General features: G+C 46.8%; 17 protein-coding genes. 4 read left to right on the forward strand and 13 right to left on the reverse strand.

What is annotated here, in order from left to right; translation table 11 throughout:
* Positions 1-181 precede the first annotated feature (181 nt).
* The 3 genes from ACMA1I_RS14555 to ACMA1I_RS14565 form a co-directional block, all read right to left on the reverse strand.
* Positions 182-1,075: a transglutaminase gene (locus tag ACMA1I_RS14555; protein ID WP_337069110.1), complete on the reverse strand. Its 894-nt coding sequence runs from the start codon at positions 1,073-1,075 to the stop codon at positions 182-184.
* Positions 1,076-1,715: 640 nt separating this feature from the next.
* Positions 1,716-2,789, reverse strand: a complete 1,074-nt coding sequence (locus ACMA1I_RS14560; RefSeq protein WP_337069111.1) for a hypothetical protein — start codon at positions 2,787-2,789, stop codon at positions 1,716-1,718.
* 196 nt (positions 2,790-2,985) lie between these two features.
* Positions 2,986-3,813 carry an FRG domain-containing protein gene (locus ACMA1I_RS14565; RefSeq protein ID WP_337069112.1) on the reverse strand — a complete coding sequence of 276 codons (828 nt, stop codon included), beginning with the start codon at positions 3,811-3,813 and terminating at the stop codon, positions 2,986-2,988.
* Between the two features lie 402 nt (positions 3,814-4,215).
* On the opposite strand from ACMA1I_RS14565, the gene ACMA1I_RS14570 reads away from it, so the two are divergent.
* Positions 4,216-5,091: a manganese catalase family protein gene (locus ACMA1I_RS14570; RefSeq protein ID WP_337069113.1), complete on the forward strand. Its 876-nt coding sequence runs from the start codon at positions 4,216-4,218 to the stop codon at positions 5,089-5,091.
* Between the two features lie 162 nt (positions 5,092-5,253).
* Here ACMA1I_RS14570 and ACMA1I_RS14575 read toward each other — a convergent pair whose 3' ends face one another.
* The 3 genes from ACMA1I_RS14575 to ACMA1I_RS14585 all read right to left on the reverse strand — a co-directional run bounded on the left by ACMA1I_RS14575 (position 5,254) and on the right by ACMA1I_RS14585 (position 7,814).
* Positions 5,254-5,916: a hypothetical protein gene (locus ACMA1I_RS14575; RefSeq protein ID WP_337069114.1), complete on the reverse strand. Its 663-nt coding sequence runs from the start codon at positions 5,914-5,916 to the stop codon at positions 5,254-5,256.
* Positions 5,917-6,157: 241 nt separating this feature from the next.
* Positions 6,158-7,222 carry a PA0069 family radical SAM protein gene (locus ACMA1I_RS14580; protein ID WP_337069115.1) on the reverse strand — a complete coding sequence of 355 codons (1,065 nt, stop codon included), beginning with the start codon at positions 7,220-7,222 and terminating at the stop codon, positions 6,158-6,160.
* 103 nt (positions 7,223-7,325) lie between these two features.
* A complete protein-coding gene (locus ACMA1I_RS14585; protein WP_337069116.1) occupies positions 7,326-7,814 on the reverse strand; it encodes an NUDIX hydrolase in 489 nt (162 codons plus the stop codon).
* Positions 7,815-7,951: 137 nt separating this feature from the next.
* Between ACMA1I_RS14585 and ACMA1I_RS14590 the strand changes: the two genes are divergently transcribed.
* The 3 genes from ACMA1I_RS14590 (at position 7,952) to ACMA1I_RS14600 (ending at position 10,350) form a co-directional block, all read left to right on the forward strand.
* Positions 7,952-8,407, forward strand: a complete 456-nt coding sequence (locus ACMA1I_RS14590) for a PaaI family thioesterase (protein ID WP_337069117.1) — start codon at positions 7,952-7,954, stop codon at positions 8,405-8,407.
* Positions 8,408-9,814, forward strand: coding sequence for an ATP-dependent DNA helicase (locus ACMA1I_RS14595; protein WP_337069118.1), 1,407 nt, complete (start codon positions 8,408-8,410; stop codon positions 9,812-9,814).
* Positions 9,815-9,903: 89 nt separating this feature from the next.
* A complete protein-coding gene (locus tag ACMA1I_RS14600) occupies positions 9,904-10,350 on the forward strand; it encodes a DUF1573 domain-containing protein (protein ID WP_337069119.1) in 447 nt (148 codons plus the stop codon).
* A gap of 90 nt (positions 10,351-10,440) precedes the next feature.
* Here the strand turns inward: ACMA1I_RS14600 and ACMA1I_RS14605 are convergent, their stop codons facing one another.
* The 7 genes from ACMA1I_RS14605 to ACMA1I_RS14635 all read right to left on the reverse strand — a co-directional run bounded on the left by ACMA1I_RS14605 (position 10,441) and on the right by ACMA1I_RS14635 (position 16,511).
* On the reverse strand, positions 10,441-10,818 hold the full coding sequence (locus tag ACMA1I_RS14605) for a DUF423 domain-containing protein (protein WP_337069120.1): 378 nt from the start codon (positions 10,816-10,818) through the stop codon (positions 10,441-10,443).
* A 153-nt stretch (positions 10,819-10,971) separates the two neighbouring features.
* Positions 10,972-11,886 (reverse strand): glycerophosphodiester phosphodiesterase, encoded by a 915-nt coding sequence (locus ACMA1I_RS14610; protein WP_337069121.1) that lies wholly within the window; start codon positions 11,884-11,886, stop codon positions 10,972-10,974.
* 243 nt (positions 11,887-12,129) lie between these two features.
* Positions 12,130-12,582 carry a DUF2750 domain-containing protein gene (locus ACMA1I_RS14615; RefSeq protein ID WP_337069122.1) on the reverse strand — a complete coding sequence of 151 codons (453 nt, stop codon included), beginning with the start codon at positions 12,580-12,582 and terminating at the stop codon, positions 12,130-12,132.
* Positions 12,583-12,636: 54 nt separating this feature from the next.
* On the reverse strand, positions 12,637-13,323 hold the full coding sequence (locus ACMA1I_RS14620) for a YggS family pyridoxal phosphate-dependent enzyme (RefSeq protein ID WP_337069123.1): 687 nt from the start codon (positions 13,321-13,323) through the stop codon (positions 12,637-12,639).
* Positions 13,324-13,689: 366 nt separating this feature from the next.
* Positions 13,690-14,742 carry a VWA domain-containing protein gene (locus tag ACMA1I_RS14625; RefSeq protein WP_337069124.1) on the reverse strand — a complete coding sequence of 351 codons (1,053 nt, stop codon included), beginning with the start codon at positions 14,740-14,742 and terminating at the stop codon, positions 13,690-13,692.
* Entirely contained in the window at positions 14,723-15,637 is a 915-nt protein-coding gene (locus tag ACMA1I_RS14630; protein WP_337069125.1) for a hypothetical protein, read from the reverse strand. Before ACMA1I_RS14630 ends, ACMA1I_RS14625 begins: the two co-directional genes overlap by 20 nt.
* Positions 15,630-16,511: a DUF58 domain-containing protein gene (locus ACMA1I_RS14635; protein ID WP_337069126.1), complete on the reverse strand. Its 882-nt coding sequence runs from the start codon at positions 16,509-16,511 to the stop codon at positions 15,630-15,632. Before ACMA1I_RS14635 ends, ACMA1I_RS14630 begins: the two co-directional genes overlap by 8 nt.
* Positions 16,512-16,550: the final 39 nt, after the last annotated feature.

Raw genomic sequence — 16,550 nt, forward strand, 5'->3', positions numbered from 1 at the left:
AAGACTCGTTAAGGGTAAATATTCGGAGCGGTTTGGTTCTTTATCATTAGTAGTTTGCATACTAGAATAAAGAGCCGGCCGCTCTGTTTTGTTCCTACTACTATATTTTCAGAATAAGCTTTAATTAGCAGCCACAAATCAAGGTGGCTGCTAATTAGGTACGTCTAAATGTACGGGTTGATTATCTGTTAAAAGAAATTACACTGTAAAGTTCAGGCTCCAGAAACGGACCGCCCGGGTAGTGAGCTGTGTAATCGAAGTTAATCCAGAGGTCGCCGTTGGTTTCGTGGAAGTGGATTTTACCGCCGTTTACTTCATCGGGGAACAAGGTGCGCACTACATAGCCAATATTATCCAGGTCTTCTACCTTGCCCACTTTTACTTCGGTGTACATGTGGCTGCTGCTGATCACAACCCTAGCCTCACCGCCTATGGCCATAATAGAAGAAGCCATCAAAATAGCATAATCATCGCAATCGCCGGCCAGCAGGCTAATGCTCTCTGTTGGAGGCGAGTAGTAATCTAGTCCAACAGGGTCGTTTACATACTTCCAGTTCAGGCGAATGTGCTTAAACAATGAGAAGTAGCGTACAAGCTTGCCATGTTTGCGGTAGTACTCGTCATGAAAATAACGGGTGGAGTTTTCTACAGCGAAATTTCGCACTACAGGGTGAGTAGGCTGCATAGCGCTTTTTACCCGGCGTTCCTGAAAATAGGTACCTCTAATCGGCTTAAAATAAGATACCTTGTTGGTGCTGCTGGTCATGTTCACCAGCATGGCGTTGTAATCAGAATATAAATTATCTACGGAGTAACTGGTAAAGGCGCTGCTGAAGAAAATAAAGCCGAACATGGCAAAGAACATGACTACAATTAGTTTGCGGCTAATGGCCGTAATGGCAACAGACAGAATAGCTGCAATTACAACGCAAAGCAAAAAATTCATCTCATAATCGATAAAACTAACTGGTGGAAGGTAAAAGCTTATCAGAACTGCCAGCGGGAAAACGATGATGATCTGTATAAATCGCACTAAAAATCGAGCGAGATTCTGCGGTTTTAGCTTTGACGTCATGTGGCAAAAAGTTAATAAATAGTGGCGGCAATAGGGGCCTTTTTATAGAAATTTCATAATACAGCTAGCTGCTTTTGAATGATAACGCAAATTCCGAGCCTTTCTACTCATTTTTATTTAAAAATTTTAAAGTTTTTTATGAAGCCCTCTATCCCTGTAATTTCGATAATATTAATAACTTTATAAAGTAATTTTATAGCCTGTAGAACGTTAGTTGATCTGAATTAATACGTATTCAGCCGCTGGTTTAAGGTTCAAGACCCTGACCAGGTGACTTATCGGGAAGTGGCAGGCCCTAACCGAAAAAAGTAAAATTTACCTCCGGAAGGCCTTTTTCATTAGAGTAATTTCTACTCCTTTTTAATTTCCTCCTCGGAATCTGGCTGTACCTGCTATTTCTTTTCCTCGTGTAGGCTCAGTGTGTAAAAGCTTCTCTGGTTGTGTTGCTGCCTTGGGAGGGCAGGCTAACATGCTGTTTTGGACAAAACCTGCAAAGGTACCCTTTTTCAGGAGTACAGTAGGCAGCTGTAAACAGTGCTGTGATGGCAACCCGTTATCTGTTCTTTCCAATACCTGAATTATTCTAATAAAAAAGGCCTTCCGGAGCTATAATGAGCTTTTGAAGGCCTAGGGGTATCTCTTACTGATACTGAATATAAACTGGCTTTGGCTCTAGCTGCAGTATTTCGGAGGGCGACAAAAGTCGGGAGCCGTTGCGCGAATCGTTTTTGTAAAAAATCTTAAAACCTGTAAACTGCACCGGCTCTTTCTGAATATATCGCCTGTAGGTGTCTTTTTTAAGTGCAGGAGGGCCCCAACCGTCCATGTGCATCACGATTTGTACCTGCTCCTTTAGGTTGATATTCTGGTAATTTGTGATCATACGCTGGGTAAAGCGGTGTATGATCAGGAGCTTAGGGGGCAGCTGGTGCTCGTTTACCAGATCGGCCAGCATACCGGTGGCATAGTTTATATCGGCCGCATCGAAGCTGCCAACGCGCTTGCCAGGTACGCCACCCTCTTTCATGGCAAACTCCGCATCTATGCCAAGGTGCACATTAGGTAAAGCCAGGAAAGGACTAAGCCTGGGCAACTCCTCCTGAAGCGTGCTCTGCCCCACCTGTACATCCAGAAAAACAAGGGCATCGCGCTGTTTAGCTATCTCCAGCACATCTTCTATCATTTTATCAGTCATGCGGAGGCGGTACTTGTTGCCCCTGCCCGGTTGCCCCTGAGCCGTAACTACTATGGCGTGTAAAGCTGGTTTTACGGGTGTTAAAGAGTCAGCTTCTTCCCAATTAGCTACTTCTTTGTCTAGCTGCGCCAGCATCTGGTCGGGAGGAAGCTCGCCTAAAATGCCCATGCGTTTAGAAAGCAAATTGCCGTAAAAGGCCACAATACGTTGTGCTGGCAAAATAGCACCAGGCAAAGGTCTGGGACCGGGATGCGTGTAAAGTGTATCAGGGGCAGGGGCTGGGGTTGCTTCTTCTTTAGGTGGAGCAACCCCAGCAGCGCTGGTATCTGGTGCGGGAGTTACGGCCTCCTCTGTAGGAGTGGTTTCCTGCACTGGTTCCGTGTCGGTGTTGCAGGCGCAAACCAGCGCCATGCCAAGCAGCCACACAGGCAACTGCAGAAGCCGATGCTGTTGTCGAACTTTTATTGGCGCTAGACGGAGGGAGTTTAGGAACAGGTCATTTAAAAATTGTCGGATCATTCTCATGATGGTACAGATGTGTGGGTGTAGCGAAGTCAGTGTATACGGGATACTGTAGCCGACAACAGACAGTCTAAGTGTAAAGCAAAAATATCAAGAAATATGATGCTGACCGCACTAGTCTTTGTTTTAGGCAAAATAAAATCGGCGATACTTCTTTTGCCTAACCTGCTTGTTTACAACGCTTCGCTACATGCTATACCTGCTGGGCCGGATCTATTTTCTGCTCTAAATATTTGTGGGTATAATGCCGCTTCAGCCACTCACTCAGGCCTGAAAGCCCTGGCATTAGCACTCTTTCAGTAATATTGGCCTGGTCCAGCTTATCACGTATTTCCCATTTAACTTTAGCCGGAATAATAACCCTAAAATAAAGCTCTTTGTGCTGTTGCAGCCAATGGCTCATATCGGCGGTTACCTCCGACATAAGAGAAAAAAGCGCATATTGGTGCACAATACGCGCATCCAGCGATGGCGGCTCCAGGAACAGTACAAATTCGTCCTGTTGAAAATTAGCCAGTTCCCGGAGCGTAGGGCACACAGGTTGCAGCACCTCTGGCGTAAATACGTTGGAGCCTTCGCTATCCAGAGCCTTTTTGAGAGGCACGGGCAGGTAATCTCTCGATTTTACGTAGTTGACGCACCATACCACGCCATCTTCATGGTACTTAGACAAATCTTGGGTTACAAAATGAAGGGCTACCAGTGGAGAGTAGGTCCAGTCGAGGAGGCGAGTAGGCAGGCCATGGTGCTGGGCCACCGCCAGCCAATTCCAAATGGAGTCGCCGGGGGAAGCGTTGCTGTGCGCATACTTCCTGAAATTGCGGAGAATGTGTTGCTCCAGATCAGCGTATTGGTCGCCCAGGCGGGTAATGCTGGTCGAAAGCTGATGATTTTTGCTCCAGGTGCCCCTGTACACATAATTAGAGCGAAACCGGTTAATTTTATCGTTCCAGCTGTGGTCAAATAAGGCAGCCTGTACCTCCGCCCAGTTATTTACCACCAAATCTTGTCCTTCTTCCATCAACTTCTTTAAATTACTTTTATTACCAATACCTGCCTCAGTCCTTGCAATCTACTACTATATTTTGTTGGTGAAGTTTCAGAAAACAAAATCATAACATTGCACTCGTTTTTTACTGCCGCTCAGCCGGTGATCTACCTACTTCCGCCCATCTTTTCCGAATTATTCTAATGATTTTACCCTTCAGGAGGTGCGTTTTGGTATAATTCTACTTGGCTGCTAGGTTATAGTAATTGTACTTACGATATACATGACCATTTATGAAGAAACTAAAAATCAGTGTTTTGTATAGTATAAGTATTTTTACGTAATATAACTAAATATATACTGATTTAGCTTAATTTACAACTGTGAGCTGCAGGTGCCGTACTAAATAAGCATGTTTAACTAAACACTTATGCTATGTTTTATCACGATAAAAAGTTGCAGTACCGCGTACGGGTAGAAAAGCCCAATCCAACATTCGCAAGAATGCTACAACAAGCTATTGGAGGAATAGAAGGTGAAATTAGAGTGTGCCTGCAGTACCTGTTTCAGGCCTGGGGCAGCAGAGGACCTGTTAAATACCGCGACATGCTGTTAGACACCGGCACCGAGGAAATTGCGCACATCGAAATGCTGGCCACGGCTGTTGCTCTGAACCTGGAAGGAGCTCCTGCTACTTTGAAAGATGAAATGGCGAAAGATAAAATGGTTGGAGCCATACTTGGTGGCATGGACCCTCGCCACATATTATCTTCTGGCATGGCAGCCATGGCTGTAGATAGCAATGGTGTTCCTTTTAACGGCTCCTGGGTTGTAGGCAGCGGAAACATAGCAGCCGATATGTATGCTAATGTGATGGCTGAGTCTACAGGCCGCGTGCTGGCCACGCGCCTCTGGGAAGCTACAGACGATCCCGGCATGAAAGACATGCTCTCATTCCTGATCGCCCGCGATACCATGCACCAAAACCAGTGGCTGGCGGTAATAGAAGAACTAGGTGGCCTTAAAAATGTGCATCCTATCCCGAACAGCTTCCCGCAGGAGCTGGAGAACCAGGAGTTTAACTATAAGTTCTTTTCTACCAACATCGAGGCAGATGCTGATGTGCAGGGCCGGTTCACTTCAGGTCCATCAATGGACGGAAAAGGAGAATTCACGGCAGTACGCATTACGCCGCAGGGCCAGGAACCGCAACTTGGTCCGCCAGATCCACGTGGCCATGCCCAGAAAGAACAAATTGAACATTACGGAGGAGATGCCTCTCTACTAGACAAAGTAAAAGGAGCACTCTAATTCCTTCCGAAAACAAATTTTGAAGACACACAAGCTGGAGCAGGCCACAACCTGTTCCAGCTTTTTTTTGTCAACGCTAATTCTGCTAATCAAAAAAGCCTTCCAGAGGCATTTTAGCCTTGTCAAGGGCAAGGTCTTTAGGATAGGTGCTTGCTCTGAGCCCTACAACCGTGCCCACGGATTTATGCCTGCGGCCTTCGTCTGGAAATAAAGGAGGAGGACGTAAACCAAGTCGATGACAAAAATGCTGATGTACAGCACAACCAGCAAGTAAGATTGCGGAAAGTACATGTAGAACAGCAGCGAAGGGAACATAGTCCCGATCATTTTGCTCAGAGCAATGTAAAGCGATTGTCCGGTTGGACTTTTCCGCCTCAGGAGCAGGTGAATGAACAGCACAGACATCAGCAGGTTTTGGCTAAAGGCCGCATATATGCCAATATAATCGTTAAACTCACGCGACATCAGCAGGATGATGAGGGCTGCAATTGCCAGAGTAAGCAAATAGGTAGGGAAGAACAGCTTACGTGGTAAAAGCTCCTGGAAATATTTTCTTCCATAAAGGAAGTACTGCACCAGAATTCCCAGATCAAATGCTAACCACACATAATCGATGTAAAGCTGAGGCTTGCTGTGTGGATATACAAATGAAAAAATAAACTCCCACGAAATATTCGCGCACAAGGCAACCATGGGCATGCCATAGCTTTTGTCTATAAAGCCCCGGCGCAGAATAAGCAGGTAAGTGATGGTCCAGAAGACGCCACTGCAGATTTTAAAAATAACATCTACGGTAGGGTCTACAGCTAAAGGGTTTTGTAGCATGGCTAATGGCAAGAGATCCAATAAAATAACCTAATTCAGGCAGTGCTGCAAACAATGTACTTGGTGCCCTAATCTTTACCTTAATGTGCTAACAATAAAGTAGAAATACACTACAGGTTGATGTACATGGGGAGCATCCGGGGCTGTAAATTATGGTAAATTTAAAAGTATGAGGTAAGGTAACGCCAGCTTGTACTTCAGCAAAGTGTATTATCTGCCCTAAAATGTTTTTTCTTAGCCTCTAAAACAGCCCCAGCTGCTTGCCTGCTTTTCTGCAGAAGTGGTTATAATTGTAAGGTTTCATGGACCGACCAGCCATGTATTTCTGGCGGCTAAGCCGGAATAGTCTGGCAATGGCTTCGGCAAATTTGCCTTCTCCGCTCATGCGCACACCAAAGCGGCTGTCGTTTAATTTGCCTCCGTGGCAATCTGCTATCTGGCTGAGTACTTTATCAGCTCTATCCGGAAAGGCCTGCCTGATCCAATCTTCGAATATAGGGCCGATGCTGCCGTTGAGCCGCACCATGGTGTAAGCAGCGTGGCTGGCTCCAGCCTCTGCCGATTGCTTTATAATAGTGGGGATTTCGTAATCGTTCAGGCCTGGAATAATAGGAGCTACCATCACATTTACAGGAATAGTGGCCTTGGCAAGTGTTTGCACCACCTGCAGGCGTTTGGCTCCGGCTGCAGTACGCGGCTCCAGTTTCTGGCGCAGCTTTTCGTCGAGGGTGGTAATGCTGATGTTCACGTGGAGCAGGTCGAGCTTGTTGAGTTCCTGCAACAGGTCAAGATCGCGGAGTATAAGCGCATTTTTGGTAATAATACTCACCGGGTGGCGGTATTGTAACAGCACTTCGAGTATGCGGCGAGTCAGGAGTTTTTTTGCTTCTATAGGTTGGTAGCAGTCGGTGTTGCCGGCAAGCATGAGCGGCATAACCTGGTAGTTAGAGTTTTCCAGCTGAGCCGCCAGCACCTCGGGTGCGTTTTCTTTTACAATAATTTTACGTTCAAAGTCGAGGCCGGCCCCGTAGCCCCAATATTGGTGGGTGTTGCGGGCATAGCAGTAAATGCAGCCATGCTCACAGCCCTGGTATGGGTTCAGCGAGTACGATAGCCCAATATCAGGACTCTCAACTTTATTTACGATCTTTTTAGGGTGCTCTACAAGGTACTCTGTTTTCGTGTTGAAGAGCATTGGCTCATCCAGCCCTTCTACATGCTCCGCAACATACTCCTGCTTCAGGTATGGGTTTGCCGGGTTGTATTGTGCGCCGCGTCCTTTCAGAAATTCCTCTGCCTTTATCATAAATTAAATTTACGAAGCTGGCATCGCATTATCAATCGAAATGCTAAATAAAATAGTATTTTGAGTTTTTGAGCTAAAATTATTAGTTTTGTGCTGCTGTCCGTCAGCTTTGTAAAAAGTAGTGCGGCAGCCCCAGTAGATCATCGAGCGAGAAGAGGTACTGCAAAATGCGGTGCTTATCCTGTACCGGAAGTTCGTTTATTTCTTCGCGGCTGAGAAATGTTACTTCTTCTATCAGTTGTTGGTCTATAGCCGACTCAGGATCTGTGCCTTTTATAAGTTCGCCTCCTAATATATCAACTTCAAAAAAGAGCTCCAGCGCGTGCAGCGGCTCCTGCAGAAATTCGTTAACAAATAAAAAACGCTTTACAGCCACTCGCAGTCCTGTTTCTTCTTCGAACTCGCGAACAAGGCAATTCTCAACTGTTTCGGAATAGGAGAGGCCACCGCCCGGAGGAGCCCAAAAGGCTTTGTTGCCAACAGTGGACTGGTGCCGTACCAGTAACAGCTTGTTATTATGTATACAGATGCCACACACCCGCACACGGAGTTTGTCGGCATAAAGTGCAGCTTTAGGGTTCATTGTTTCCATAGAGGGGTGTATATGGTTCGGGTATTAATATTACTTTATTCCGTTGGTTGTACAATACATTGTACCATAATTGTACTCGATATCTGTAAACAAGTTAATTTTAAACCTGCTATCACAATACTTAGTAGCTTTACAATATGATTAAAACCTACAACCCCGACTTCAAAACCACGATACAACAAAAACTGGAGCAGCAGGAGTTTATGAAATACCTGGGCTTTGGTGTTACCAAAATAGAAGAAGGCCTGCTGGAGGGGGAGCTGGTGCTGGGCTCTGAGCACCGCCAGCACATGGGCTTTGCACATGGTGGGGTAATTGCCACGATGGCCGATATTGTAGCGGGCCTTTCTGCCGTTACCCTGGTGCCTAAAGAACATCATGTCGTGACGGTGGAGCTAAAAGTATCGTACCTGAACCCGGGGGTGGGAGAGAAGCTGCTGGCCAAAGGCTGGGTGCTAAAGCAAGGCAGCAGACTAAATTTTTGCGAGGCAGAAGTATACGTGGTAAAAGGCGACAAACCTCCACTGCTTATTGCCAAAGCCAGTGCCACCATGGCTACCGTCGCACCAGAAGCTATAAGAAGAGAAGATTAGATGAGACCCGTAGAAGCATTAAGAACAAGTTTCCCGTTTGAACCTACCCAGGACCAGGCCCGGCTTTTTGCCAAGCTAGATGAGTTTATACTACAGAAGCAGGAAGACCGACAGGTATTTTTGCTTAAAGGCTATGCTGGTACCGGTAAAACCACAGTAGTTACCTCGCTGGTAAAAATCCTGAATAAGTTCGGTTATAAATATGTGTTGCTGGCCCCAACAGGCCGTGCGGCTAAAGTAATGTCGTCGTACAGCAGCAAGCCGGCTTTTACCATTCACAAAAAGATTTACCGCCAAACGGCCAATCCTTATTCTGAAGGGCTTTCGTTTTCGCGACAACCCAACAAAGCCGAAAGTACCTTTTATATTGTAGATGAGGCCTCCATGATCTCCGACGACAGCGGCTTTGGCGAAAACGGACTGCTGCAGGACCTGCTGGGATACGCCTTCGAGAAAAAGAGCAACAAACTCCTACTTATAGGCGACACGGCCCAGTTGCCACCCGTAAACCAAGCCATGAGCCCCTCTTTAGACGCCGAATACCTGAAAAACAAGTTCAGGTGCCATGTGCAGGAAATGGAGCTGAAACAAGTTATGCGCCAGGCCGAGGAATCTGGTATTCTGATGAACGCTACCAACCTGCGCAACCAACTAGGCAAAGAGAAACTGGAGATACAGCTCAGCACCAAAGGCTGGCGCGACATGTACCGTATGACCGGTGAAAAGTTAGAAGATGGCCTGCGCTACGCCTACGACAAGTTTGGTGTGGAGAGTACTATTCTTATTTGCCGGTCCAACAAAATGGCGAATCTTTACAACCAGCACATCCGCCGCCAGATCTTTTCTTCGGAAGATGAGATTGGAGTAGGCGATTACCTGATGATTGTGCGTAACAACTACTTCTGGCTCGACAAAAGCTCAGATATCGGGTTTATGGCCAACGGCGATTTTGTGGAAATCACCAAAATCATCAATTTCGAAGACATGTACGGATTCCGGTTTGCTGATGTGCGCATTCGTTTTGTAGATTACCCTGATGCCGAGGAGCTGGAAGTGAAGATTATGTTAGACACGCTTTACTCTGATGCGCCTGCGCTGCCTGCCGACCGTAACAAAAAGCTGTACGAAGAGGTGCTACTCGACTACCAAGATATAACCAACAAGCGAGAGCGGAGCAAAGAGCTAAAAAAGAACCCCTACCTCAACGCCCTGCAGGTTAAATTTGCCTACGCCCTTACCTGCCATAAGGCACAAGGTGGCCAATGGAACGCTGTGTTCGTAGACCAGGGTTACCTAAAGGATGATATGATAAACGAGGAGTTCGCCCGATGGCTTTACACAGCCCTTACCCGCTCTTCGGCCGAGCTGTTTTTGCTGAACTTTAACCCGCAGTTATTGGTTAACTGAAAAATACGATTTGCAATTGAGGCATCGTTTTTGTTTAAATATAGTATATTAGCACAAGCAACTTTACCCAAAATTAAAACTCTCTGTTCATGAAAAAATTATTATTATCCTTAGCACTCGCTGCTCTTACTGCTGGTGGCGTAATGGCCCAGCAAGCTCCCAAAGCACAAACCGAAGCAAAGCAAGCTGCTACCACCAACGGTCCTGCCCTTACTTTTGATGAAGCTGAATTTAACTTTGGCGACATTACGCAAGGCGATGTAGTAGAGCATGTGTTCAAGTTTACTAATACTGGTACACAACCTCTTGTAATTGAGCGTGTAGATGTTACCTGCGGTTGTACAACTCCATCGTGGACGAAAGAGCCTGTAATGCCAGGTAAAACTGGTTTCGTTACGGCTAAGTTTAACAGTGCCGGTAAAATGGGCCAGCAGAAAAAAGCCATCACTGTTCACTCTAACAGTGCCGATGGCGCAAAATATGTGTACATCGTAACCAACATTAAAGCAAAATCTACAGCGAGCGCTAATAAATAAGCTTGTACTGTTGTAGCAAGAAACTTATCATAAACAAAAGAGCCACCTGCTTGCAGGTGGCTCTTTTGTTTATGATGCTAGCGTATGTATTTAAAGTGCTTTTGCGATAGCATAAAACAAAGCTCCCCAACCTACAATTAAGAGAGTGCCGCCAATTGGCGTAATAGCACCTAACCAGGTAACGCCGGTTAGGCAGAGGGTGTAGAGTGAGCCGGAGAAAACCAAAATGCCCAATATAAAACACCAGGCAGCCACTTGCAAGGCAGGAGATTCTACACGGAAAAGCAGTAAGCCCACAACCAAAAGGGCTAATGTGTGGTACATCTGGTACTTAACGGCTGTCTCAAATGTATCGGCGCGGCCAGTTGCCTGGAGCATAGGGCCGAGTGCATGGGCTCCAAAAGCGCCGATCATTACAGTAAGCGCACCAAGTGCACTAGCAACCAATAATATAATTTTCTGAGTCATGTGTAAGCGTAAGGTGAAGTTTTTGCAGGAACTCGGCTAAACAAGAAGCCATGCAAAAATAAGGACTTAATCTTCTCCGGAAGGCCTTTTTCATTAGAATAATTCAGCGCCCTGCAACCGGTTCTTAAAATGCGTGGGAAAAGTCTTTAAACCTTACAACTCCTGAAACAGGTTAGGATAATCTGTAATAATGCCGTCTACGCCCATCTGTTGCAGCTGCTGCATGTCGGAGAGCTTGTTTACAGTCCAGGGAACAATTTTGAGGCCCTTGGCGTGGCTTTGTTCCACCAGTTTTGGGGTAACCAGTTTGTAATAAGGGCTGTAGATGTTAGGGGTAAAGCCAAGTTGTTCCAGGTTCCAGTCTATGCCTTTTGGGTTCTCGACCAGCAGGGAGGTTTTTACATGCGGGTACTGCTGCTGCATTACCTGCAGGGTACGCACATCAAACGACTGAATAATGACCCATTCAGAAATATTCTTTTCCTCCACAACTTGCATAAGCAATTTCACAAACTCTTCTGGAGCAGGGTGATTTTTGCCATCGGTACTTGCTTTGGATTTGGTTTCGATGTTGTAAAAAGGTTGGGGGAGTTGCTCCCGCTGTACCTGGGCCTGCACAGCATCTATAACATCGGCAAGCAAGGGCTTTCGTGTTTTTACCGGTTGCTGCTCCGGAAACTTTGGGTTGCGCTTTGAGCCTGCATCAAACTGGCGTATCTGCTCATAGTCAAGTTGGTAGAGCACGTATTTTTTGGCATCGGCTGCAGGTATTTCGTCTCCGGAAGGTAGGAGCACATGATCGGGGTTCAGGTAGGGGTCGTGCGAGAGTATTACCTGTTTGTCTTTGGTAATATGTGCATCCATTTCGAGGGTGGTTACGCCGAGCTCCAGCGCCTTGAGCATGGCCGGAATTGTGTTTTCTGGCATTAAGCCACGGGCTCCCCGGTGGCCTTCTTTATCGAAGGCAGGAAGCGAGGTAGCAGTAGTGGGAGAGGTTTTGCTCATTTGGTTGGTGCAGCTCAGTAGCAGCAGGAAAGGAAGGAAAAAACAGAATCGGTTACGGTTCATTGGCATCGGGTTGATATGCGGCAAAATTGTAATGTTCTGCACAATTAATAAAATCGGGATGCAAACTTGATAATAAGTTAACATAGGCCGTTGCCAGCAGCTTGTTAAATTACAAAAAAGGCCACTGCTGCAAATGTGTAGCAATGGCCTTCTTATAAGTGGTGTACACCTGAATTCAGAAAGAACCTGCCCGTAATAGCTTTGCATTACAGCTTCACGTATTCTTCCTGATCAGGGTAAGCTTTAATCTTCTTCGCCTTCCAGGGCTTCGATTAATTGCTTTTCAAATTCTTCCTGATTGTCGTATTGGGTAAATTCCAGAGTTTCGCCTCGCTCTTTGAGCAGGTTTACAATATCAAGCGCCACTATCAGCGGATCTACCTCTTTGCCCGAAAGATCAGGCGTCCAGTTTGTTCCCAGAATCAGTTCGTCGCCGTACATGCCCACGCACCAGTTCTCTAAAAAATCCATAAGCGTAACAGACTCTGTCTGGTAAGTTGCCCAATCGTCTTCAGCACAGGCTTTGGCGCTATCTTCATCAGACCAGAACAAGATCACATCTTCATCTTCGTAGTCAGCGGAGGAGGAGGTAGCCCATGCGTCATCTTTAGATAACCCCCATACGGTGCCAGTGGCCACAACCTCTTCTATGAATTGGTTGTACCTGGTTTCATTGCTTGCTGCATCATGTGTCATAGTGCTGGTGTTATGCTAGTTAGTGTTTGTATAAAGTAGTTGTGATGATCGGGGTTATTTACTGTAGTCGCGGGCACCAAATATGCCGCTTCCTACGCGTATCATGGTGCTGCCTTCTTCCAGTGCCAATTCCCAATCGGAGGTCATGCCCATCGAGACTTCAGTGAAATCCTGGTTTGCGAAGAAGAACGTTTCTTTGAGGTTGGTAAAGCACTCACGCAAGTATCTGAACTCCTGGCGTAGCTTATCTTGATTGTCGGTGTTGGTGGCAATACCCATTACGCCGGTTATACGAATGTATTTCATGGCCTGGTACTCCTCTGATTGCAGCAGGGCTACTGCCTCTTCGTAGCTCATGCCAAACTTAGTGGTTTCGTCGGCAATAGAAATCTGGAGAAGGCAGTTAATGGGCATGGTTCTGTTCCAGGCCTCGGCGCGTCGGTTAATTTCCTGCAGTAGTTTCAGGCTGTCTACAGATTGTATGGTGTTCACAAAGCTGGCGATCTGCTTTACTTTATTTGTTTGCAGGTGCCCAATCAGGTGCCACTCAATGTCGTGGGGGAGCTGTTCGTGTTTTTCCAGTAGCTCTTGTACCTTGTTTTCGCCAAACAGCCGATGACCGGCATTGTAAGCTTCCTGAATTGCAGCCACTGGGTGCGTTTTAGAAACGGCTACCAGGCGGCAAGGCGTATTTCGGAGCTTCTCGTCGAAAAAAAGGATATTATCAGCGATAGTAGGCATTTTGATGTCCGTAGTTTGATAATATAAAATAAGTTTAACTTTTTTTTAAGAATTAGCCAATAAATGATCCGGCTTTTTTAGATGTTGTAACCGCATAAACAAAAATGCATTTATTCACTTAAATAAATTTTGCTCATAAAAGTATAAGTAGCGATAGACCTATACTACTCTCAAACCTTTCTGGAAGAACCGTTTATCAACTACAATCAAAGTCCTGAAATTGGTAGTCGGGCAAATTCTTCTAATGAAAATGGCCTTCCGGAGGTAAAAATAATTGTATACGACAATGCCCTTCTTAGCCCCGAAAACGCAACCGTTGCATAAAACGTTTTAATTTTTCCGGAGTAGTGGTTTAGCCGCCGCATCTCAGTCTTCCAGTACATTAGTTATAAAGGTGTTTTTGAGAAGCATCCAGCCTAAGAGCAATACCAGTGCCCACTTCAGGTACACCTGGTAATAGTCGCGGGTGTCGCGGAAGCGTTTTTCGGTTACTTCTGTTTTCTCTAAGCGATCTATGTTGGTGAAAATAGCCTGCAACGCGTCTTTGGTATCGGCTCTGAAAAACTGACCTTCGCCTATCCGGGCAATTTCGCGCATGCTGGTTTCATCTAAGGTCGATTCCACATAAATCAATTTCCCGTTGGTATCTGGCTGGTACGGAACCTGGCCATCCTTACCGATACCGATTGTATAAAGTTTGATATGATGTGCAAAGGCTAGTCGGGCTGCCATAAGCGGATCGAGGCTGCCGGCCGTATTTTCACCATCGCTTATCAGAATGGCCACTTTGCTTTTGGCATTTGATTCGCGCATGCGGTTTATGGCAATGGCCAGAGCGCTGCCGATGGCGGTGCCATCGTTGGGTATCATTTTAAAGGCGATGGAGTTTATGTTTTCGCGCAGCAGCTGGTAATCGGTGGTGAGGGGGGCGAGGGAGTAGGCATCGCCGGCAAATACCACCAGCCCGATGCGGTCCTGCACCCGCCCGTCAATAAAATTAAGCGCTACTTCTTTGGCTGCTTCCAAGCGGTTTGGTGTAATGTCGGCCAGCTCCATAGAGCCCGAAACATCCAGCATCAGTACAATGTCTATGCCTTCTGCGGTTTGCTCTATTTGCTCGTTCACCTGCTGGGGCCTTGCCAGCGCCAGGAGCACCAGCGCCATAAACAGCATAAAAACCATGTCGGGCAGAAAGCGCAGCAAGCTGGTCCAGTGCCATTTTACATCGCCTTCAAACATGGCCATGTCGAGCTTGTTGCGCGAATTTGCTCGGACTAGATTTTTGAGCAGGAAAAGCAGCGGAATGGCAGGCAGAGCATATAGCACGATTGGATACACCCAGTCAAAAGAGGAGAGGGTGCCGTAGCTAAACCATTCCGGGCTGAGCCAGTCCCACAAGTTATCGCTTTGTCTTAGCATTTCTGGTCAGGTCGTGTTGGTGTTTGTAGCGGCTCTTGGCAAAGCGGCGCAGCATGTGCAGTGCCTTGCCTGTTTCAGGGTCGGCTTCGGCCATGTTGCCGTATATGGCCCTGTCGCAGAGGCGGAGGGCGGTGTTTACTTCCTCGTTGTCGTTGTAAAACATCACTATTTCTTTTGTAGTGAAGGAATTGATGGCACTCCGCTCCAGCTTGGTAAGATAATTTTTCCACAACGAAACGGCCTTCTCCAAGCTCTGCCCATACCCCGATTTTACAAAACGGTCTACATGCGAATTGTAGCGCGAGGTAAAGTACACATGGTCTTTGCGAAGGCGGTACAGCTTGTATTTGGTTTTGATGGCCTGCCCGAAGATAAACCAGATCAGGCTGAGGAAAACTACGCCGGCTACTGTCCAGAGCAGCAAATTGGGCCAGTTAAAGCGTTCCTCCACAAAAACCAGTTCTGTTTCTGATTTAAAGACAAGTGGCTCCTGCACCTGAGGCACCAGTTGCTGTAGTTTTACCGATACCGGGTTTGCCAGCACCTGCAGCGTATCTTCGCCATCGAGCACATAAACCGGCAGTGCCAGTTGTTGCAGGCTGTCGGTTTCGAAGGTTCGAAGGGTGTAAATCGCACTGTCGGTACTGATGCCAGCCTTGGTGTAGGTTGGAAAGTAACTTTTTTGCACCAACTCAAACGGGCTGAAGTTGAAGCTGGAGTCGGGTAAAATAACTTCGCGGGAAGATTCGTGACGGTGCACGAGCGTGTACTGTACCAATTCCCCAAGCTTAATGGATTTGCGGCTGAACCAGCCCACTGGCTTTGCCAGCTCTTGCCCCAGCACGGGAAGCAGCAGCACCAACCATAAAATAAAAGACAGGATATACTTACGCACTCTTTTTAGATGATTTGTTTCGAAGCCGGAACAAGTTGACCAGCTGTGGCACGTAATCTTCGTTTGTTTGAATGGCCAGGTAATTGGCCTGGTACTTCTGGCAGATGCGGGCTACCTTTTTCTGGTTTTCGGCATATTGGGTAAAATAGCGGCGCTTAAACTCTTCGCCGGATGTGTTGAGCCAGATGGTGCGGCCGGTTTCTTTGTCGAGTACCGGCACAATGCCCAGATTAGGCAGTTTCTGTTCCCGTACATCGAGCAGTTGCATCACAATCAGGTCGTGGCGTTTAGCAAGCATGGCCAGCTCTTTTTCGTACTCCACATCAATAAAATCGGAAATAAGCAGAATAATGCTGCGCCGCTTTATAATGTCCAGCGTTAACTTAATTCCTGCCGAAAGGCTGGTTCTGGTAGAAACTGGTTGCAGGTCGTGGAGGGCCTTAACAATAGTATAAGCCTGCTCTATGCCCTTGGCCGGTTTAATGTATTTTTCTTTTTTATCGCTGATGCAGATAATGCCGATCTGGCTTTGCTGCCTGGCCGCCGACAGGGCCAGCACGCCACAGATTTCTTTCCCCACGTCTATTTTCTGCTGCGCCCCGGTGCCGATGGTTTGCGAGGCGCTTACATCGAGCATCAGAAACACCGATTGCTCTTTCTCCTCCCGGTACGTTTTGACGAAAGTGCCGTGTCCTTTTGCCGATACGTTCCAGTCGATAGAACGCACATCGTCGCCGTATTGGTATGCCCTTACGTCGTCGAACTCAAGCCCCGTGCCTTTGAAAACAGAATGGAAATCGCCCTGCATCTGCGTGGTGATGGCCTTGCGGATGCGGATCTCATATTTTCTCAGCTTTTGTATCAGCTCTTTCATAGCTTTGCAGCATGGCGTCAGATTTTAAAATTATGACTA

Origin of the sequence: Pontibacter sp. 13R65, assembly GCF_047525655.1 — a bacterium.
Lineage (GTDB): Bacteria > Bacteroidota > Bacteroidia > Cytophagales > Hymenobacteraceae > Pontibacter.